This window comes from Paenibacillus sp. 10L310 (genome assembly GCF_056395745.1).
This window is the reverse complement of the sequence record NZ_JBFTKC010000005.1, coordinates 269480-290867: the sequence shown is the minus strand read 5'-3', so window position 1 is coordinate 290867 and position 21388 is coordinate 269480. Positions and strand designations below refer to the sequence as shown.

Sequence of the window (21388 nt, the reverse complement as noted above, 5' to 3'; positions counted from 1 at the left end):
CTAAAAAATATTTACACTGGCCACTTCGATGACAGAACAACCTTCCGATCGCTGTTATCCCCAGATTTTTTGATTCCTATTATAAATGGTAAATCCGGGGATAGCATATGCTTCCGATGCAGCTTTCTTCCAGAAAGCTTTTAGGCGAACGCTTACGCTTCTTCAGGTTATTTCTGTCCTCTCCGTTTCGTGTAAATGTTTAGTTCAATTTATATCGTTCACTTTAAAGTACATTCGGGCTTATAAGTGTTGTTTAACGTACAACTGGACAAGCTTTTACTGATTGAAGTGAAACGCTATGACTTATTATACTAAGAGTAAGAGTTAATGAACATTTGTTTGTTAACTTATTGTAAACGAATACACAAAGGAGGATACATGGAATGAAACTTCAAGATAAAGTTGCAGTTGTTACAGGTGCTGGTTCAGGTATGGGGAAAGCAATTGCCACGTTGTATGCTCAAGAAGGCGCGAAAGTCGTTGTATCGGATATTAACGAAGAATCCGCACAAGCGGTAGTGAATGATATTAAGGCACAGGGCGGAGAAGCGATTGTCGTTCTGGCCAATGTAGCTAAAGAAGAAGATGTGCAAAATCTGATCGATACGACGGTGAGCACATACGGTACAGTAGATATTCTGGTTAACAATGCGGGAATTATGGATGGCATGGAGCCTGCAGCTGATATAACGGATGAGAAGTGGGAGAGATTGTTTGCTGTGAACACAACCAGTGTGATGCGGACAACACGTAAAGTATTGCCGATTTTCCTGGAAAAACAAAAAGGTGTCATCGTGAACATTGCTTCGGCAGGTGGATTGCACGGTGGACGTGCGGGAGCAGCTTATACGGCGTCCAAACATGCGGTCGTGGGCTTCACCAAAAATACAGGGTATATGTATGCTGAGCAAGGCATTCGCTGTAATGCGATCGCTCCAGGCGCTGTGGCAACCAATATCAGCACATCCATGACAGGTATTAGTCATTTCGGTGCAGGGCGGCAACAGCTTGGGATGGCAATCAACCCACGCATCGGGACAAGCGAAGAGATTGCCAAAGTGGCTTTGTTCCTTGGATCTGACGAGTCCAGCTTCGTGAACGGAACTGTCGTTACAGCAGATGCTGGCTGGAGTTCGTATTAATCCATTCAAGCACAGTCGAGCATGGAGTACGGAACTAGTGTGTGAATTAAGGAAGCCGCATGAGTATATGCGGCTTCCTTTTTTTGCACCTATGCACCTACGTACGGTGGATAACAGCATCATATTCCGTGTAGGACAAACGTTTGCATTACTACACGGAAACCCGAAATGAATCAATCTGAGGGTGGCCTTGGCTTGGAAAAGAGTGAGGATTCACGCACGATCAGACGATGGGGGATAATGACCGGATTATGAAGCTGTGGTTCCCCACTAAGAAGTTTTAACAATACCTGAACGGCTGTATAACCAAGCTGATAAGTCCCGATGTCGATAGAGCTTAGGGGTGGAGAAGCCAGTTCCGATAATGCAATATTGTTAAAACTGACCACACTGATATCTTCAGGCACCAGATAATGAAGCTCGGCAAGAGCTCTCAATACCCCAAAGGCCACGTTGTCATCGATGACAACAATTGCGGTGGGTCTGTCCGGCAAGGACATGAACAGCGACATCGCTCTGAATCCACTTTCCTGCAGAAATTCGCCTTCCACAATCCAATCACTATCCGCATCCAGCCCGGCTTGGGCAAGCGCTTTTTGGTATCCTAACATACGATCATGCGATAACGTAATGTCCGGAGGACCGCTGACAAATCCGATTCGAGTATGTCCCTGAGCGATTAGATGATGAGTCGCATCATAAGCGGTCTGCACATTATCGTTATCCACCATGGGGGCATTTGGATGAGCTTCACTGCGACCGATTAACACAAAAGGAAACTTTTCCGCTTCCAAAAATGAAATGATGGGATCGTCTCGCTTGGACCCAAGCAGCAAAATACCATCGACCCTTCGGCCGTGCACAAGGCGTGATATCGCATGCAGTTCATTGTCAGATGATGTTTCGGTTGTTAGCAGCAATTCATAATTCATTCGGGTGGCATGTGTGATAATACCTCGCAGCAGTTCCCCGAAAAAGTAATTTTGAAACAACTCTTCTGCAGGACGCGGAAGCATAATCCCAAGGGTATGTGTTGTTTTGGAAACCAGGCTCTTCGCGATGATGTTGGGATGGTAGTTCAATTCTTTCATAATTTGCTTCACTTTGAGAGACGTTTTGGTGCTGATTCTAGGATGGTTGGAAATCACACGTGACACTGTAGAAGGGGAAACACCCGCCAATTTGGCAATATCCTTGATCGTAATCATGTAAAAAAATCCCTTCTGAACAATCGTATAAATATTCTCCTATGGTAATCCAAAGGATACGAGAAATCAATTGCTAACTGCCGAGTAAGGGATGCACGTGAAGTGAAATTAAGGAAGAAAGAGTCAGAACAAGGAAACAGGAAATTACTGTAGGTAGAAGAAGTAAATTGGTTAAAATTGAGCAAATATGGCTTGTGCAAACGTTTGTGCAAATAAAGAACGTTATTGTATGATGTGATTGTTATTGTAGCGCTTACATCAGTGGATTTACATACTTCTTGACTTGTTTACCCCTACATATTTAACCGAGAGGTCATCTTGTCTCCCATTTGAGCAAACGTTTGTACAAAAGAGGGTATGGGATGCAAAACCTGACAACATACGCAGACAAAAGGGTGAAAAGCGCGAACTTTGTTGGACCAAGCAGAGGGAAGGGGACATTTTACATGAGAAAATGGCAAGGGGCAACATTGTCCGTCATGATGGCTTTTACACTGGCTGCGTGCTCTACGGGAGGCGGAAGCACATCTCCAACTACGACAGGTGAGAATCCGGAGGAAGTTGTTCAACTGACAGCCGAGAACCTTCAGCCTGAAGAAGGTGCAACCCTGGTCATCTGGGAGGACAAAAATCAAAGCAGCTTTATTGAACAAAGAGCCAAAAAATTCGAAGAAAAATATGGGGTAACGGTCAAAATGGAGGAATTACCTCCAACTGATCAGGTAACCAAGCTGACGACGGATGGCCCGGCGGGTCTGGCGGCAGATGTCGTTGTTTTCCCACATGATAAGATTGGTAGCGCTTCAGAGGCGGGACTTATTCTGCCCAATGACATATTCGAAGCAGAGACCGCAGAGAACACCAGCGACAACGCGCTGAAGGCAGTGACGTTCAAGGATATCCTGTACGGCTATCCGTACAGCGTGGAGACCTACGCCCTTTTCTATAACAAGGCACTCTATCCAGAAGCTCCGAAAAACTTTGATGAGATTATCAGTTTCGCCAAGACGTTCAATAATGTGAAGTCCAATCAGTATGCGCTGATGTGGGAATTGCAGCAATTCTACTATAACTATGCATTCCTGGCTTCACAGGGCGGTTATATTTTTGGAGACAACGGGATGGATAGCACGGATCTCGGTCTGAATAACGAAGGAGCCCAGAAGGGTGGACAGTTTTTGCAGACGCTGAAGTCGGAAGTGCTGCCGCTCAAGATGGGTGACGTGAACTATGATATCAAAAAAGGATTATTCTCCAGCGGCAAGCTGGCTATGGACATTAACGGTCCGTGGACCATTGCCGATTATCGCAATGCAGGTATTGATTTTGGCGTTGCTCCGCTTCCGGCAATCGATGGCAAACCGATGACCTCCTTCTCAGGTGTTAAAGCCTATTATGTAAATGCATTTACACAATACCCGAATGCGTCGAAGCTCTTGGCAGCGTTCCTTTCCAATGAAGAAGCTCAGATGGAGAACTTTGACCTGAACGGTACACTTCCTGCGAACAAAAACGTAGCTGCTGATCCGAAGTTGCAGGAGGACCCGATCAATAAGGCGTTTTTGGAACAGTTCAACAACTCAACACCGATGCCTTCGCTTCCTGCCATGGACAGCGTATGGGGACCAATCACTTCGGCCATTACGGATATATGGGATACCGATAAGGACGTGAAGGCATCGCTGGACAATGCTGTGAAACAGATCCAGGAAAGCCTTGCCACCGTCCAATAAGGACGAACGACGAGTGCGAAGATATGCATAAGAGCTGCATAATTGAACTTCATATTTACACCAAAACGTAGAGGACAGAAGAAAGCTGAAGAAGTGAAACTAAAAACTTTCTGAAAGAAAGCTACTTCGGAAGCATAGGCTCGCCTTTATCACCCATCGGAAGCTTGTTCTGTCATCGGAGTGGTCAGTGTAAGTACACTTTTGTTCAATGTATACAGGTTAGCAATAGGCAGGGAGGAGAGAGCGAATGCAACAGCAGCATGTCCCGGTGCCTGTTGGACCGAACAGGGAAAGACAGCACCGGATGACAGCGGCCATATGTTCCATCATACTGCAAGGTCTTGGACAGCTGTACAATCGACAATGGATTAAGGGAATTTGTCTACTGTTACTGGAGGGAGCGGGGCTTGCGTACCTGCTTCCTCGCCTGTCACAGGCTGTATGGGGCATATGGACACTGGGGGAAAATACACAGCGTTTTGTCAAAGTGAATGGGTCTACTGTACTTCAAAGGGGAGACCATTCCATCTTTTTGCTGCTTGATGGCATTATCGTACTACTGGTGTTTTTTGTGTTTATTCTGATCTACATCCTGAATATCCGGGATGCGTACGTCACGGGACTTGCCAGGGAGGAAGGCAAGCAGACCCTGGGCGCAGCGGCTTCGCTTCGGAACATGATGGACAAAAACTTTCCGTATCTGTTTCTGTCCATCCCGGCGCTGGGCATTCTTTTCTTCACCGTTATGCCCATCCTGTTTACGATCACGATTGCTTTTACCAACTATTCGGCCCCGGATCATATTCCGCCAGCCAAACTCGTGGACTGGGTGGGCTTCAAGACGTTCAGTGATCTGATTCAATTGAAATCCTGGAGCCAGACATTCTACGGTGTACTCACTTGGACGGTCATCTGGGCCATTTTGGCTACAGTCACCACCTATTTTGGCGGCGTACTTGTGGCACTGTTGATTGAACAGAGGGGCATACGCTTCAAAAAGCTGTGGCGGACGATCTTTATTTTGCCTTATGCGATCCCACAGATCATCTCCTTGCTGCTTATGCGTAATTTGTTCAATGGTCAGTTTGGTCCGATCAATACGTACATGAGAGCATTTGGGCTGGAGGGATTACCCTGGCTGACAGATCCGTTCTGGGCCAAGGTCACCGTTATTGTCGTCAACATGTGGATTGGTATTCCGGTCAGTATGGTGTTGATTCTGGGTGTATTGACGGCCATCCCTCGTGATCTCTACGAGGCTGCCGAAGTGGACGGAGCATCCGCGTTTCAGAAGTTTCGGATCATTACGATGCCGTTCATTCTTTTTGCCACAACTCCGGTACTTATCATGCAGTTCGCCGGGAACTTCAACAACTTCAATGTCATCTTCCTACTGACCAACGGGAATCCATTACGGGGAGACTACCAGTACGCAGGGGCAACGGACCTGCTGGTAACCTGGCTCTACAAGCTCACACTCGACAATAACAAATTCAACATGGCTTCAGCGGTAGGTATCATCATCTTCCTCATTATCGCTTCATTCTCTATCTGGAACTTCCGCCGCTCCAAATCATTCAAGGAGGAGGACATGATTCAATGAAGACACGTAATAATCCGCTGCGTTTGGCCCTGAGTTATGTGCTGTTGCTGATCATCGCCGTTGTCTCCATCTACCCGGTGCTCTGGATATTTCTCTCTTCTCTGAGACCTGGTGCGGCATTGTTCAGTGAACGGTTGTGGCCGGAAGCATTCACGCTTACTCATTACGGTGAGCTGTTCAATAACCCGTCCTTTATGTACGGCAGATGGTATATGAATACGCTGAAAATTGCCTTTTTCACGATGATCTTCTCCACGTTGATGGTGACACTTGGGATGTATGCCTTGTCCCGCTTCCGCTTCCGTGGACGTAAAACGATTCTCTCCACCATGCTGATCCTCGGGATGTTCCCGAGTTTCATGAGCATGATTGCAATCTATATCATTTTGCTGCAAATTAAATTGCTCGACACCCATGCTGCGCTCATCCTGGTCTATTCATCAGGAGCGGTACTGGGCGGATTTATCGTCAAAGGATTCTTTGACACCATCCCGCGTAGCCTGGATGAAGCGGCGCGTATGGATGGTGCAAGTCATCTTCGGGTATTCACCAGCATCATCCTGCCTTTATCCAAGCCGATGCTGACTTATGTGGCACTAACCAGTTTCACCGGTGCGTGGATGGACTTTATCTTCGCCCGGCTGGTGCTGCGGACGAAAGAGAACTGGACGCTTGCGGTGGGTATGTGGGATCTGGTCAACCGTTATCAGGACAGTAACTTTACGATGTTTGCTGCGGGGGCGGTACTGATTGCTATTCCAATTACCCTGCTGTTTGTTTTCCTGCAACGATTCCTGGTTCAGGGTCTGACGGCAGGAGCTTCGAAAGGGTAATCCTGTGCCATAACAGCATAGTCAGCCGCGATACCTGCGGCACGCCAACCAGGCACTTCCGTGATGTCATGTCTTTATCGACTGGCAATGCTGCGGAAGTGCCTGGTTCTGTATGGGCTCGAATGATGATAAGGGAGGAACGTGATGTATGGGCATGAACTCGTCCAGTGAGCCCGAGATTATCGGATACCAAGATGGACAAGCTGCATTGCATAATACCAAAGCTCCGCGAACACTATGGCGTAATGTTACCTTTCGGAGGATATTGTACGGCTATGGCATCTCGGTCTTTGGGGATTGCTTCAATGGGATTGCGATCAGTCTGTGGGTGTTACAGACCACAGGCAGTGCAAAGAGCATGGCGGCCATACAGATCTGCAATATGGCTGTCAGTTTTCTGTTTGGATCGGTGGCGGGTACGGTTGCAGACCGATTGGATCGCAGGAAGCTGATGCTGACCTCGGATGTATTCCGCGGTGTGATGGCTGTGCTGATTGCGATTAGCCTGTTCGGTTGGCATGCTCCGTTTCCGGTGGTGCTTCTGTTGCTTTCACTCTCCATGTTTTCAAGCCTGTTTCAGGCACCTGCATTCCATGCCTCTGTAGCAAGTATGGTTGGCAGAAAACATATTCAACAAGCAACTGGAACCATTCATATGGTGGATAATCTTGCCCGAATCAGCGGACTAGCGGCGGCGGGAGTGGCTGTTGCTGCTTTTGGCGGATTCGTTGCCATATTAATTACAGGAGCAACCTTCCTGTTGTCCGCAGTCTGTGTACTGATGGCAGGTCGCTTTCCAGAGGTACAGCGATCCGTTAGTCAGCAGACCACGTTTGCTCAGGAATGGCGTAGTTCGTTTGCCTACATCTATCGGAATCCTTTGATCCGATCCATCGTATTGCTCAATCCGTTGCTGATTTTATTTTTCATGTCGGCGATGATGCTGGTTCAAGTGATGGCGGTCAAGGTATGGGAGGCTAATCCGGTGCAGTTTGGATTAATTGAGACCTGTATTCCACTCGGATACATGATTGGCTCTGCGCTGCTGATTGCTTCGGGGAAACGATTGAAGCGAAGAGGGAGATGGGTGTTTATCGGTCTGATTGTGTTGGGGCCGATTTATATTTTTTTGGCGAATGTATCCTCTCCAATCATGGCGTTGCCGTTCATCGTGGGCGGAGGTGCGATGTTCGCGTGCTGTACGATGCTCACCCAGATTATGCTGAGGACAGCCGTTCCGGACGAGCTGCAAGGAAGGGTCTATGGTGTAGTTGGAACAATCACCAGTACGGCGCCCATTCTGGGATTGACGGTTGTCTCCGTATTGGCAGATCAATGGGGGGCAGCTTCTGTGCTGCAAAGCGTGGGCATATTACTGCTGGCGACAGGTATTCTGGCCGCTACAACATTGAAGTCGATCCGAACCTATCAATGACATGTATGATACATCAAATTGATATGAATTGAACCCACATGTACACATTCAACAGAGAGAGGATAGAAGCAATCTAAGCAACCTCGCTAGGTACAGCAAAACCCGGAGCATACGCTCGTTAGCGTAACTCCGGGTTAGCTTATAGACGGATTATCTTATTGCCAGTTTACATTGACTGTGGCTGTACCGCTGGTTGGTGTGGTGAACGTGTGGTTGGAACCACCTTCCCACGTGATGGTCGCTCCATTTTTCTTGAAGAATTTGAACTCCAGTTGTTTCCCGGCGGGTACGCTCACATCATAGTACCAAGTTGGGTAGGCGTGGATGACCTGATTGAAAGCAGGGCCGATAGCTGTTGTGCCCGTACTCCAGTTGCCCAGTTCTGCCACGTTACCTGTCAGATAGATGTTCTGACCCAGTGTGGTGGACGCATTATTAATGACAAATCGTACAGTGACCTGATCACCCGTAAGAATGGTAAAGTTGTTATACGCATTGCTGTTAACACCGTTCGCAGCTACTTTCACAGCATAATTGCCTGCGGCTACCGCTGGGATCGTCACTTTGATCTGCGTATCTTCCCAGGATGTGATCGCAGCACCGGTAACGGCTGTTGTACCGAAGTATACGGTACCTTTGGTGGAGCCAAATCCACGTCCGCTAATGGTAACGACATTACCCGGTTTGCCCATCACCGGACCCACATGCCCGATGGTTGGTGTTGTTTCGCTCGTTGTATACTGCCAGACCGCGGTTGCTCCGGCTGCCAATGTGAAGGAAGAGACGTTGCCATTGGTGGAAGTGATGTTATTACCGTTCAGTGCACCGCCCAGTACATCGGTGTAGTTGCCTGTTGGCAGTGAAGTGCTTAGATTCGCAATGCTTGCTGGTGTGGAGAGATTACGGTTCACCGCAACAACAGCTACACTTTTTCCAAATTTGCGTTCATAAACGTACACATCATTATTGATCCAGCGTTGCTGAGTAGAGCCATAGGCGATTGCTGGATTGGATTTGCGCAGAGGGGCCAGTTTGCTGATCACGTTGAAGGCAGTGGTTGTTTTGGAGAAGGAAGGCATTTTGGCACGATTATCAGGGTCCCCGTTACCAGTCAGATACTGCTCGGTACCATAATAGATGGCAGGTACGCCGCGTGAAGTCAGCGTGAAGGCCAGCGCTTGTTCCAGACGACGGTTGTTGACGGCACTTGTTTTGAACCGATCCATATCATGGTTGTCGATGAACGTGACCTGGTCATTCACCTGATTGTAATCTGCCGCTGTGCCTGTAATCATCGAATCCAGAGCATACATGTTGGATGTGTTATCCCGGAAGACGTCACGTACGGCAGAGTTAAAGCGGAAATCAAGCAGGCTCATCCCGGATTCGTTGGCAAATTCCGTGTTATCCGCATCAGATGCAGCAGATCCCAGGAACCATTCACCAAAGGTGAATACAGGTTTATGTGCATAGATGGAGGACATCCAGCTCTTTTGCCAGCCGAGGGGCATATGTTTGACCGCATCAACACGAATGCCGTCCACGCCCATATCAAGCCATAGCTTGATTGCATCTTTGAAATATTGATCAATGGTACTGTTATTGTGATTCAGGTCAGCGAGGTCATAGAGGTTTTTGTAGATACCATTCTCCAGGGAGGAAAAATCTGAGCCGCCGTTGTGATGGAAGTAACCATTCGTATCATTCGTGTATCCGCCAACAAGATTACCGTTATCGTATAACTTGCCATTCTCTGCAAAGGATGTATCGGTCTCCATGGCAGGAGATGTGTGGTTCGGTGCAAAGTCAATGACGATCTTGATACCTTTGGCATGAGCGGTTGTAATCAGATTTTGAAAGTCAGCCATCGTTCCGAAATACGGATTGGTCTTCTTGAAATCACGTGCCCAGTAGCCATGATACGCTGTGTTGATTACGCCGCCGTAGTTGATCGTGGCGAAGATATTTTCGACCGGTTGGGAGATCCACAATGCCGTAACGCCCAGATCGCTAAAATAGTTATCGTTGATTTTGTTGATCAAACCCTGCCAGTCGCCTCCGCAATACAACTTCAGGTTACTACAAGTAGCATCGTAGGCAGCTCCGGTAGGATTGTTGGAAGGATTTCCGTCCAGGAAGCGGTCCGTAAAGATCTGATAGATGACGTCTGTACTAAAGTTCTGCTTGTTGGTAACCGCGGTATCCGCATCGGCATAGATCGCTGAAGCAGGCAGATAGGGAAGTGCGCCCCCTGCAAGTAAACTGAGTGCCAGTGTTGTGCTGAGGAGTACACGTTTGGCCATTTGAAACATAGTAATCCACCCTTCTCGTGAATGTAGTAGTTTAGATAAACAACCAACCCGGCTCTTGAATAATAGCGCTTTCAATACAGCGAAGTGTTACGCAGTGGATTGAAGACTTCCCTCCTTTTGACACGCCAACAACCCCGGCATCTCCTTCGGGAGTTACCGGGGTTGTCCTAAACCGCTCAGGTTTAAAAGCATGGCCCTCGAGTTATGATCACAACGTTATCGTAAGAAATATTGGATCTTATGTCAATAACTTTTTTTGGAGCATTTATTTTCTATTTTTATGTTTACAAAAGCACGTCCGGGGATTTAAACTATTCGCAGATTCACAATATAAGGGCTATGTATCCCGGGACACTTACGTGTTTTCTAGGACAACCCCGTCTCTTCTGAGGCGGGGTTATTTGTATTATGCAGTCGAATTGGGAGAAGAGAGGCGGTTGATGATCGTTGAGTACCTATTCTGTCATCGAATGTTTGGAAGGCATTCAGGCGTCGCGGCTGGGCAATATCCGCAACATTTATGTGTACCTCCCGCCCGGTTACCATGAGCAGGCAGCTCGGCATTATCCGGTTCTGTACGTTCATGCGGGGCAGCGGGCTTTTGGTCCATCCGGGCCAGGCAATGAAACATGGAATATGGACCAGACAGCAGACGGTCTTATTTCCTCCGGGCAGATTGAATCACTGATTATTGTGGGCATTACGCATGTCCGTCCAGTCACGCACAACGAATTCTATCACTTCGTCGCTCCGGAGAGAGAGGCCGTGAGTGTGGGGTGTTCAGGCATCGCCTATGAGCATTTCATCATTCATGAGCTCAAGCCGATCATTGATCATCGTTACCGGACGTTCCCGGACAATCAGAATACCGGGCTGTTAGGTTCATCTGCCGCGGCGCTTTGTACATTGCACATGGGGATGCGAAATCCGGATGTTTTTGGAAAACTGATCATGATGTCGCCATTCTATGTAGATGTGCAGCTGGACGAAACATCGGAGAGCGGACTGTTGGAAGAAAACATGTATCGCTTGCCAGAAGAGGTACCCGACGTTCGAATGTGGATGGATATTGGAGATATGGAAGGATTGTTTCTGCCTTCTCAGGTCAGAAGGGTAGCTCATCAATTACTTGAACGCGGAGTAGGATCGTGTGAGGAATTGGCATTTCTGGAACAGCAGGGTGCCTGCCATCAGGAAGGTGACTGGGGAGCACGCGTTCACCTCCCGTTACTGTACATGTTCGGCCACGTGGGTAAGCCCTCCTCGCTCGAACTGCTTGGAAGGGATGTCATCGGACTACAGGGTGGAATAACCGTGTGTATCAATGCACAAATGCACTACGAGAGTGGGTTGGTTCAGAGTCTGCTGCATGGGAATTATACTTCGAGTGACCCGAATGTGCTTCAGGTTCATGCGAGTGGAGAGTTGGTTCCTGTCGGTATTGGAAGTGCATCCATCACGCTGACTGTGGGGGAACTGTCTGCTACACGCATCTATACCGTCGTTCCTGAATTGTCAACTCACGTAGAGGTCTGCATTCGTGCAGAGGTAGCTCCCGACGAAGACTCGGAGGAAACGATATATGGTGGGATGGGTATGAAGCTTGTCCGTTCTGGTAAAGGTCGATATGAAGGTAGTTACCGAGTCCCGCGTGATAGTGGGTTCTCCTTCCGGTTTACACGTGGTTTCCGCCGTTTCGAGACCGATGTGGATGGCAAACCTATTGCCAATCGGGTATTTCGAGCGACAGATGATATGTCTGTGCATTACCTAATCCAATCCTGGGGCAGTACGTCAGCCAAAACGGGAACAGGAGGCCCAAAATGATCATTCCTTCATTCGCTCCAGTGCTGGACATTCCTTATTATTATCCCTGCAATTTTCCTCTGATTCATGAAGTGCTCCATCGACAAGGATCCATCACAAGTCTTGCACTGCTGGCGGCAAGTCGGTTGTACAGCCTTCCTTCGTGCGGGGATAACGGACTGGTGAAGCCTTATTTTCACAAACTGGATTATGTAGAGCCAATCTGGGAGATGTATGGTCAGCGACAGCTGGAAAGCTTCGAGGAAGGCAAGACGCAGATCCGGCAGTATATTGGCGAAGGTGGGCTTTTTTTGGCTACAGGAACCAGTTATCACCTGCCTTACTGTGAGGATTATCAGAATCCCGAGTACATTCGCAAACATGTGAAGCAGGGCTCCCGACTACATCTGGTAGACCATTGGATTGCTGTATATGGTTTGGAAGATGAGCATGTTCACGTCTACGATCCCGTGCCCTCCAAGTATAAGGGAAAGGTTACTCAAAAGGCCTTTCATGACTTCTGGAAAGGTAACCAAAGCATACCTGAGCTTGCGCAGGCCAAACGCAAAGAAGAACTCCGAACGTATGGAACCATGGACATTCGGGCGACTGTGAAGCTGGACTCTGACGGTTACCGAGACATGTTGATCCAGGCGTTAACAACGCAGATTGAAGAATTTCTGACAGGCCGGACGATTACGCAAGGAAAGCGGAATTTTCATTTTGGACATGCGGTGTCTCTGCGACTCTTAGATGCACTGCATGGGGCGAATGAAGGGGATCAGGCCAAAGAAATGTTAATATCGGGTCTGCTGTTTGATATGCGATGGAGTCGATATTTTCTTCGAGATCTTCTTCAGGAGTCTGTCTTATGGCTCGGTTCTCCATTTGATCAATATGCGAGAGAATTCAGCGAGATCATTGTACGTTGGGAGAAGGCCTACAATATGCTTCAGGTCAGTCGGATAAAGCAGCGTGAGCAGTGGAAAGTACAGCTAACAAGTGTAATTAAAATGTTGGTCACCGATGAATGGCAATGGTATGAGTCACTTCGACAGTCCATACCTCAGGCAGATTGCTTCCCACGTCAGGCCGTGTTCATGATTGGACAAGAACACAGGGAGGATTTGCTCCGTATCGTATTGGATAGTTGCCGGGAGTTAAACGCGTACCATAATACAACGATTCCACTTGGTGAGGGTGGTAACGCTCCACTGTACGGACGAAGTGGGCAACTGGATTCGCTGGAACTCGTGTCATTGCTTGCAGTGGTAGAGCAGGGAATCGAAGATCGATGGGGAACGGGGATGGGAGCCGCACTGGCGGAGATGGCTGCTGCTTCCATGCCTGAAAGCCCATATCAGACCGTGGATTTACTTGTTGATTATCTCGCACAGCAATGGGCGCCTGACGGTAAGGAGGATGCAAGATGTTGAACCAATTCTTGCTTGAACGATTCGCGGAACAGGGACAGCAACCTGCGCTGATCTGGAAAGATCAGGAGTACAGCTATCGGTGGCTGCTGGAACAGGTTGGCATCATGAGTAAGTGGATTACAGCAGAAAAGCTGACTGGGCAACTTGTAACGCTGGAGGAAGACTATTCTCCCTATGCAGCGGCAGCATTGGTTGCTTTGCTCGGACAAGGGTGTATCGTGCTCCCCATGGATCGGAACCTGGTTGAAGCCAAACGAGAGGAATATATCCAGCTGGCACAGGTGAAGTGGCGTTTGGGCGTTGAAGAAGGCAAGTTGTGCATTCGGCAAACATGTGAATTATCTGGAGAGGTTCCTGTGTTGTTATCCTCGCTGGCACAAGTAGGCGTAGGCGGACTTGTACTCTTTTCATCCGGATCAACCGGAGTGAGTAAAGCGACTGTGCATCGTGCAGATCGGCTGTTACATGGTTTTCGGCGGCAGGTTCGGCCTTTGCTAACGATTCCTTTTATGATGTTTGATCATATCGGCGGTGTGAATACAATGCTACAATCCCTGTCCAGTGGGGGCTGTCTCTGTATCATTGCAGATCGATCTCCCGAAGAAGTGTGCCGAACGATTGAGAAGTTTCGTGTGCAGGCTCTTCCGGTCTCTCCAACATTTATGAATCTGTTGCTACTGGGTAGAAATGATGAGGGGTATGATCTGTCGAGTCTCGAGGTTGTGTCATACGGATCGGAAGTGATGCCTGAATCCGTACTGGCAGCCTGGAACCGGAGATTTCCACAACTAAGGACGATACAAGCCTATGGCATGTCTGAACTTGGCATTCTGCCAACCCGCTCCAAAGAGCCAGGCTCGCTACTGTTTTCCATTCAAGATGAAGGGGTCAAGTACCGGGTGGTGGAAGGAGAATTGCAGATCCATACCGAAACTGCGATGATCGGATATTTGAATGCGCCTTCACCTTTTACAGAGGACGGGTGGCTACGTACTGGGGATGAAGCTGTGCTGGAGCAGGGTTACATTCGTATTCTGGGACGTCGTTCCGAGATCATTAACGTAGGGGGACGGAAAGTGTATCCTGCCGAGGTCGAGGGTGTTCTGGAAGAGATGGAATGTATTGAAGCGGCTGTAGTTTCGGGAGAACAGAGTGGTATCACGGGTCAGAGGGTGAAGGTGACGATCCGGCTGGCTACAGAATGTACTCTCACCGATCTGCGGCGATCCATCTGGGAATATTGTCAGGACAAGCTGCCTTCATACAAGATTCCGCAGAAAATTGTAATTACACAGGGAGCGCTCGTAAGTTCAAGAATGAAGAAAATACGAAAACCAATGACTTCGACACCCTTCGCCTCGGCTGGGAAATAGGTCGCTGCCTCGAAGAGTATCATCTTGCTTGAATCGGTATCGCTAACGAACCTCAAACATCGTATTGAGGGGATAATCAAGAAAAGTAAAACCTAACGAATCTCAGTAACGTTATTGCTTCAAAAATACGGCTTCTGGTCTCGAAAATCGACGTATTGGACGAAATAAGGTCTCTCTGATTCGTTAGGCATTTAACCCGCGTATAATGAAGCGAATAAGGTGTGCTGGGTTTGTTAGAATATGACTTATAAGATACAGAAGAGGCTGTCCTTGGTCGTAAATATGACCTGGAGGACAGCCCTTTGAAGTTATTTTCCCTTGTTAGCTGTATTTATCTCAGGCCTCAGCTGGTTGTTTCACCTCAAGTTGCATCAGGGAGAATCCGTATGCTTCCAGATCGAGGGTCAGTTTATTTTGCCGAGCTTCCACGGTGTTTGATGTGAACAGATTTCGCCAGACGTTACGATCTCCCAAGGGGAGTTCAAGGGTGCATGGTTCATCACCCGCATTAAGAACAAGAAGCATACGCTCTCCCGTATGCGAATCCAATCGGTCGATGGCAAGACAAGGGTCTCCGGCTTTTGCATATACAATCTTCAGTTCTGTGCTGCGCAGGGCAGGGTGCTCTTTACGAAGGGCAATGGTACGGGTGAAAAATTCCAGAAGCTCGCGATTCTGCTTGGTCTCATCCCATTCCATACACTTGCGGCAACCCGGATCATATCCCCCATCAAGTCCCACTTCGTCTCCATAATAGATACATGGCACACCTGGATACGTAAGCAACAACGTAACGGCAAGTTTCATCTTGCGCTCGTCTCCATCACATAAGGTCAGCAGTCTGGGGGTATCATGGCTTCCGAGCAGATTGAAGGCCGCTTCCGTTACAGGCTGTGAATAGGCTGCGAGCAGTTTGCCGATCTCATTGGTAAATGCGAGTCCGTCGAGCTTGCCATGCACCGTATAGTCCAATACCGAATTGGTAAACGGATAATTCATCACGGCATCGAACTGGTCTCCCTGAAGCCACATGAGCGAATCATGCCAGATCTCACCGAGCAGATAGGCGTCAGGCTTAATGGCTTTTACCGTCTGACGGAATTCGCGCCAGAACTGATGATCCACCTCATTCGCCACATCGAGCCTCCAGCCGTCAATGTCCATCTCCTCTATCCAGAAACGACCTACCTCTAGCAGGTATGCCTTCACTTCAGGGTGTTCCGTGTTCAGTTTCGGCATGAGCGGTTCAAAGGCAAAGGTGTCATAAGTCGGTATGCCATCCTCCACACGTGGCGGCCAGTCCTTGATATAGAACCAATCTGCGTAGGGGGAAGAGGGACCATTCTTCATGACATCGACAAAAGGAGGGAACTCTCTGCCGGAATGATTGAATACCGCATCCAGAACGACACGTATGCCGCGCTGATGACAGGCATCCACGAACGCCTTGAACTGTTCATTGGTTCCAAAGTGAGGATCAACCTTCATGTAATCGCCTGTATTGTATTTGTGATTCGTCGTGGCTTCGAACAACGGACAGAAATAAATGGCATTGATGCCGAGCTGACTTATATGATCCAGATGATCCAGCACACCTTGGAGGTCGCCGCCGAAGAAGTTCACCGGTGTAGGTTCTCCTCCCCAGGGTTCAGCATTTTTGGGACTGAGGGATGGATCGCCATTGGCATAACGTTCAGGGAAAATCTGATAAAACACAGCGTCCTTAACCCAGGCAGGCGGTTCAAAAATGTCGACCGGATTCATAAATGGAAAATCAAAGAATTCGAGTGGATGATCAGGCAGCGCCTGCTCGAATCCACGCTCCGTCATCCAGACTGATTCCTCTCCCTGAATCAGTTGGAAACCATACCGTAATCGGCGATAGGGAGGTGAAGTCTCAGCTTCCCAATAATCAAACATTTCATCCCGGGCAAAGATGTGCATAGGGGTGTGTGTGATCGTCCGATCCCAAGCATATTTGTCTCCGGTAATCGCAATCACCGCATCCAGATCCCCACGTTTGGACCGAAGTCGCAGGTGCATGGTCGAGCGGTCATAAGCATAAGACCAATTGAGTTTGGGGCGGTGGTAAATGGCTTCAAGAATCACGTGAATCACTCCTCGTCAGATGATGAATTTCAGATAAAAGTGGCCATTAAACGCAAAAAAAGGCACAACCTCAATTGTTCACGAGGTTGTACCTTTCGGCAGCATAGCCTTTTGATTATAGTGCTATTATACGAACTAACGCAGCAAAAGAAAACACTTTTTTTCCTTAAATTTCAAATTGTTTTATTCGAAATGTAGGACGCACATCTGCAATTACTGTTTTTTATAAATCAAATCCAAGTTTATTGGCGTATGCAGAGAATTCTTTGTGAAATTTCTCGATATTTTTCTTGCCGGTAGCAATTTTGGCATTGGCTTGTTTCAGGACAGCGCTGTTTACCGTTGTTTTGGAGACAGATTTTTTTGCGAGTTGGAATCCTTCCAGCTGTGTATAGCTACCTTTGATCAAGTTGGCATGGATTTTTTGCAATTCCGCATTTTGCGGTTTGATCATCTTCAGCTTGGATACATATTTGGTGTAGTTAGGAATCGCTGTATTGGTCAGTTTCAGGAAAACGGACTTGCGATTGGATGATGTAATGTAAAATCCACCTCCCAAAGCATTGAAGGCTCTCTCCTCATATACCGATGCCATATCCAACTGATCAAGGTAGCCCAGGAAATCTTCTTCTTCGACTGTAGGGATCGGTTCTTGTTCTGACGTGTCAATTTCTTCATAGTATTCGTCTTCCGAATATGTAGTGGTTGAGTCATCCGCAGCAGCGGCATAGGACCCTACAGGTGCGAACACCCCGCCGAGCAAGACAAAACTCATAATGATTGATAGTACCCATGATTTCTTCACGTGTTAATATCCCCTATCTATAGATGTGATTTTATTCCAATGGATAATCTAACATAGTACAACAAGAAATTACAGGAATTGTTTTACAGTAAATTCATCAGTCAAACGCATATGAATGAATAATGAGTCACTAGCAAAAAGGACATGTATTAGATGAAACTAAAAGTAAAAAGAGAGATTTGTATATTTCGTAGGTAAGAAAAAAATTACATATATGGTTTGTGTGTAGGCGTATTGTATCGATATATATTGTATTGGTTTAGTTAATTTTTCTTTATTTAATGTTGTTTTATGAAGTTACAGAGTTCGACAGGAAGTGAGAAGTTTTTCCAAATAAAATGCTTGTATAATGATTTCATCTCCATTACAATACAATTGATAATGAGATTCAATATCATTTAGAAAAAAAAGGGGAGACGGATTTCATGTATAAAGTAAAGAAAAAGCTATACATTTATGCAGCACTTATTCTGATGATTTCATTACTTGCTGGTTGTGCTTCGGGTGGAAGTGCCGAGACTACGAATACGTCCAGCCAAGCTGCAAGCAGCAATGAGAGCAATAATGAAAGTGATACAACTGCCAGTGCGACTGAAGATCAGACCCGAGTGATCAAACATGCCATGGGCGAAACCACAATCAAGGGAACCCCGCAAAAGATCGTGACACTGTTCCAGGGTGCGAATGATGTCGTTGTTGCACTTGGCGTGAAACCGACAGGCGTGGTGGAATCCTGGGTTCAGCAGCCAGTCTATGAATATCTGAGAGCAGATCTGGACGGAGTTCCACAAGTAGGACAGGAATCGCAACCCAATCTGGAAGAGATCAACAAGTTGAAACCCGACTTGATTATTGCTACGAAGATCAGACATGAAGAGATCTATGAGCAACTGTCGCAGATCGCACCAACGGTAGTGACGGAGACGCTTTTTGACTGGAAAGAAACGGTGAAAACTGTTGGGGAAGCGATGAATAGGGTTGAGCAATCGGATAAATTGTTGTCTGATTGGGATGGCCGTGTAGCTGATTTCAAAGAGAAAATGGGGGATCGTCTGCCAATTGAAGCAACCATCACGAACTTTAGAGCCGATCAAGTTCGTATTTTCTACATGGGATATGCAGGTAAGATTCTGAATGAACTTGGGTTCACCAGACCTGCCGGACATGACGCAGACACATGGGGAGTTGAATTGACTTCCAAAGAAAACATTCCAGATATGAATGCAGACATGATCTTCAACTTCAATTCAGGCACAGAAACAGATGCCATTCAGAAAAATTATGATGATTGGACCAGCAGTCCACTGTGGAAAAACCTTGATGCAGTCAAGAACAACCAACTGGTTCAGGTCGATGAAGTGGCCTGGAACATGGCAGGTGGATACACATCGGCCAACATGATGCTGGACGATCTATATAAGCAGTTCAACCTGAACTAACTAACAGGAGCAGGACCTGCCATGCACCAGAACATTCGTTAACGAAGTGTATGGGCTGGCAGGTCTTTTATCATTTTACAGATGAAAGAGTGAGAGTATGTTTCCCCTTTTTACAAAGGCAAGCGCCAAGATCTATGGACTGGTTGGTTTATTCATATTACTTCTACTTGCTTGCCTAGCCAGTATGATTCTGGGACGTACGCATATCACGTTTCAGATGGCATGGGAAGCACTGCAATTCTATGACGAGAGTTCTGTGGAACATGTGGTTCTGCTGACGGAGCGGTTGCCACGTACAGTTATTGCTGCTGTTGTAGGAGCAAGTTTGGCCGTGGCGGGTGGGCTGATGCAGGCATTGACACGTAACCCACTGGCATCACCGAGTGTGTTCGGAATTAATTCTGGTGCGATCTTTTTTATTGTTATTGCCATTGTTGTATTGTCCGTATCTTCGCTCACCACCATGATGTGGTTTGGTTTTGCAGGGGCTGCTGTAGCCGCGGCAATTGTATATGGGCTAGGTTCCCTCGGTCGTGATGGCCTGACACCGATCAAGATTGTACTGGCGGGGACGGCAATCTCCGCGTTATTTGCCTCGTTCACACAGGCCATTCTAGTGCTGGATGGAACCGGATTGCAGGATGTACTGTTCTGGCTTGCCGGTTCAGTAAGTGGTCGGACATTGGATATGTTATATCCTGTTCTGCCGTACATGACAGCCGCAGCTATTGTCTCTTTGTTCATGGGCAGAGCCATCAATCTGCTGTTGACGGGTGACGATATCGCCAAAGGCATGGGACAGAATGTACTTTTAGTCAAGGTGCTCATGGGAATTGTTACGGTATTGCTGGCGGGTGGTTCGGTTGCCGTAGCCGGTTCGATCGGTCTTGTCGGACTGGTTGTCCCGCATATCATGCGTGCACTGGTGGGAAATGATTACCGCTGGCTCGTTCCTTACTCTATTGTAGGGGGAGCGATTCTGCTGCTGTCCGCGGATGTGGTTGCAAGGTTGGTGATCATGCCGCAGGAAGTTCCACTCGGTGTCATGACTGCACTGATTGGCGGACCCTTCTTCGTGTATATTGCCCGCAAGGGGGTGACGAAGATATGAGGAAGCTGTTGACTTTTCGCAACAAAAAAGACACTGTCTCAGTGCAAATGGAACGAAAATCACTGGTTGTCATCGGTGTATGTATCCTCTTGTTCCTGATGGCAGGAGTGGTCGGTACCAGTGTAGGCAGTGACTTTATTTCTCCGCTGGATGTGCTCAGAACGATATTTGGTCTGAATGCTGGAGAGCATGACTTCGTCGTGCTGACCTTAAGACTGCCACGGGTGTTATTATCTCTGCTCGTAGGAGCAGCCCTCGGTATGTCAGGCGCACTTCTGCAAGGCATTATCCGTAATCCGCTGGCCTCACCGGATGTCATCGGCATCACCGGCGGCGCGGCCGTTGCAGCTGTAGGTTTTGTTACGCTGTTAGGTGGAGCGGTAAGTATCAAGTTGTTGCCATTGTTCGCCATCGCTGGCGCAATTGTGACGGCTTTGATCATCTATGTGCTTGCCTGGAAAAAGGGAGTCAGTCCGATCCGTCTGGTGCTGATCGGGATTGGAGTGTCAGCCATTACCGGAGCTGGAACGACCTTTATGCTGATCCTGAGTCCATTCTACACGGCAGGTCAAGCCTATATCTGGCTGACAGGAAGTGTATACGGAGCATCGTGGACCGATGTCCGAACGATTTTACCGGTTATCGTAATTGTTATACCGCTGGCGATCTGGTTCGCTCGCAGCCTGAATGCACAGGAGTTCGGGGATGATCTGGCCACAGGGCTGGGTGTAACTGTACAGCGGCATCGTTCAGCGTTGTTGTTATGCAGTGTACTGCTGGCGGGAATCGCCGTTGCGGTTGCCGGAACCATTGGTTTTGTAGGCTTGATCGCTCCACATATTGCCCGAAAGCTGGTTGGACGGATGTTTGGCAGTATGCTGATTGTGTCTGGACTGGTTGGTGCTCTGCTTGTATTTGCGGCAGATCTGATTGCCCGCACTGCCTTTCTACCGCTGGATGTTCCCGCAGGGGTATTCACCGCAGGCGTAGGCGCACCATTTTTCCTGTATTTGTTGTTCAAGAATCGAAATCAGTTTTGAGGA

Annotated in this window: 15 protein-coding genes; 11 read left to right on the top strand and 4 right to left on the bottom strand. The window is 47.8% G+C overall.

The genetic code is table 11. The features are described from left to right. Positions 1 to 383 precede the first annotated feature (383 nt). A complete protein-coding gene (locus tag AC1DE7_RS15010; RefSeq protein WP_353882259.1) occupies positions 384 to 1142 on the top strand; it encodes an SDR family oxidoreductase in 759 nt (252 codons plus the stop codon). A gap of 173 nt (positions 1143 to 1315) precedes the next feature. Here the strand turns inward: AC1DE7_RS15010 and AC1DE7_RS15005 are convergent, their stop codons facing one another. After that, complete coding sequence (locus AC1DE7_RS15005; protein ID WP_477534704.1) at positions 1316 to 2350, bottom strand: LacI family DNA-binding transcriptional regulator; 1035 nt, start codon at positions 2348 to 2350, stop codon at positions 1316 to 1318. 446 nt (positions 2351 to 2796) lie between these two features. Between AC1DE7_RS15005 and AC1DE7_RS15000 the strand changes: the two genes are divergently transcribed. The 4 genes from AC1DE7_RS15000 (at position 2797) to AC1DE7_RS14985 (ending at position 7954) form a co-directional block, all read left to right on the top strand. Further along, positions 2797 to 4083 carry a sugar ABC transporter substrate-binding protein gene (locus AC1DE7_RS15000; RefSeq protein WP_477534703.1) on the top strand — a complete coding sequence of 429 codons (1287 nt, stop codon included), beginning with the start codon at positions 2797 to 2799 and terminating at the stop codon, positions 4081 to 4083. A gap of 247 nt (positions 4084 to 4330) precedes the next feature. Further along, complete coding sequence (locus AC1DE7_RS14995) at positions 4331 to 5686, top strand: sugar ABC transporter permease (protein ID WP_047841752.1); 1356 nt, start codon at positions 4331 to 4333, stop codon at positions 5684 to 5686. After that, on the top strand, positions 5683 to 6519 hold the full coding sequence (locus AC1DE7_RS14990) for a sugar ABC transporter permease (protein WP_017690474.1): 837 nt from the start codon (positions 5683 to 5685) through the stop codon (positions 6517 to 6519). The genes AC1DE7_RS14995 and AC1DE7_RS14990 overlap by 4 nt, the downstream gene beginning before the upstream one ends. Positions 6520 to 6667: 148 nt before the next feature. Beyond that, positions 6668 to 7954 carry an MFS transporter gene (locus AC1DE7_RS14985; RefSeq protein WP_477534702.1) on the top strand — a complete coding sequence of 429 codons (1287 nt, stop codon included), beginning with the start codon at positions 6668 to 6670 and terminating at the stop codon, positions 7952 to 7954. Positions 7955 to 8109: 155 nt separating this feature from the next. On the opposite strand, the gene AC1DE7_RS14980 is transcribed toward AC1DE7_RS14985, so the two are convergent. Next, a complete protein-coding gene (locus AC1DE7_RS14980; protein WP_477534701.1) occupies positions 8110 to 10257 on the bottom strand; it encodes an alpha-amylase family glycosyl hydrolase in 2148 nt (715 codons plus the stop codon). A 456-nt stretch (positions 10258 to 10713) separates the two neighbouring features. On the opposite strand from AC1DE7_RS14980, the gene AC1DE7_RS14975 reads away from it, so the two are divergent. From AC1DE7_RS14975 to AC1DE7_RS14965, 3 genes are read left to right on the top strand one after another with little or no spacing between them, the layout of a single operon-like run. Then, positions 10714 to 12093 carry an alpha/beta hydrolase-fold protein gene (locus tag AC1DE7_RS14975; RefSeq protein WP_477534700.1) on the top strand — a complete coding sequence of 460 codons (1380 nt, stop codon included), beginning with the start codon at positions 10714 to 10716 and terminating at the stop codon, positions 12091 to 12093. Further along, the gene (locus AC1DE7_RS14970; RefSeq protein WP_477534699.1) at positions 12090 to 13508 is read left to right on the top strand and encodes a cysteine peptidase family C39 domain-containing protein; all 1419 of its coding nucleotides are present in this window, start codon (positions 12090 to 12092) and stop codon (positions 13506 to 13508) included. Before AC1DE7_RS14975 ends, AC1DE7_RS14970 begins: the two co-directional genes overlap by 4 nt. Further along, on the top strand, positions 13502 to 14881 hold the full coding sequence (locus tag AC1DE7_RS14965) for an ANL family adenylate-forming protein (protein WP_477534698.1): 1380 nt from the start codon (positions 13502 to 13504) through the stop codon (positions 14879 to 14881). The genes AC1DE7_RS14970 and AC1DE7_RS14965 overlap by 7 nt, the downstream gene beginning before the upstream one ends. 336 nt (positions 14882 to 15217) lie before the next feature. On the opposite strand, the gene AC1DE7_RS14960 is transcribed toward AC1DE7_RS14965, so the two are convergent. Then, the gene (locus AC1DE7_RS14960; RefSeq protein ID WP_477534697.1) at positions 15218 to 16990 is read right to left on the bottom strand and encodes an alpha-glycosidase; all 1773 of its coding nucleotides are present in this window, start codon (positions 16988 to 16990) and stop codon (positions 15218 to 15220) included. Between the two features lie 223 nt (positions 16991 to 17213). Beyond that, positions 17214 to 17795, bottom strand: a complete 582-nt coding sequence (locus tag AC1DE7_RS14955) for a hypothetical protein (protein ID WP_047841757.1) — start codon at positions 17793 to 17795, stop codon at positions 17214 to 17216. Between the two features lie 425 nt (positions 17796 to 18220). Here AC1DE7_RS14955 and AC1DE7_RS14950 point away from each other — a divergent pair, with 425 nt between their 5' ends. From AC1DE7_RS14950 to AC1DE7_RS14940, 3 genes are all read left to right on the top strand, one after another. Continuing rightward, a complete protein-coding gene (locus AC1DE7_RS14950; protein WP_047841758.1) occupies positions 18221 to 19234 on the top strand; it encodes an ABC transporter substrate-binding protein in 1014 nt (337 codons plus the stop codon). A 97-nt stretch (positions 19235 to 19331) separates the two neighbouring features. After that, positions 19332 to 20345: a FecCD family ABC transporter permease gene (locus AC1DE7_RS14945; protein WP_036606207.1), complete on the top strand. Its 1014-nt coding sequence runs from the start codon at positions 19332 to 19334 to the stop codon at positions 20343 to 20345. Then, entirely contained in the window at positions 20342 to 21385 is a 1044-nt protein-coding gene (locus AC1DE7_RS14940) for a FecCD family ABC transporter permease (RefSeq protein WP_036672592.1), read from the top strand. Before AC1DE7_RS14945 ends, AC1DE7_RS14940 begins: the two co-directional genes overlap by 4 nt. Positions 21386 to 21388: the final 3 nt, after the last annotated feature.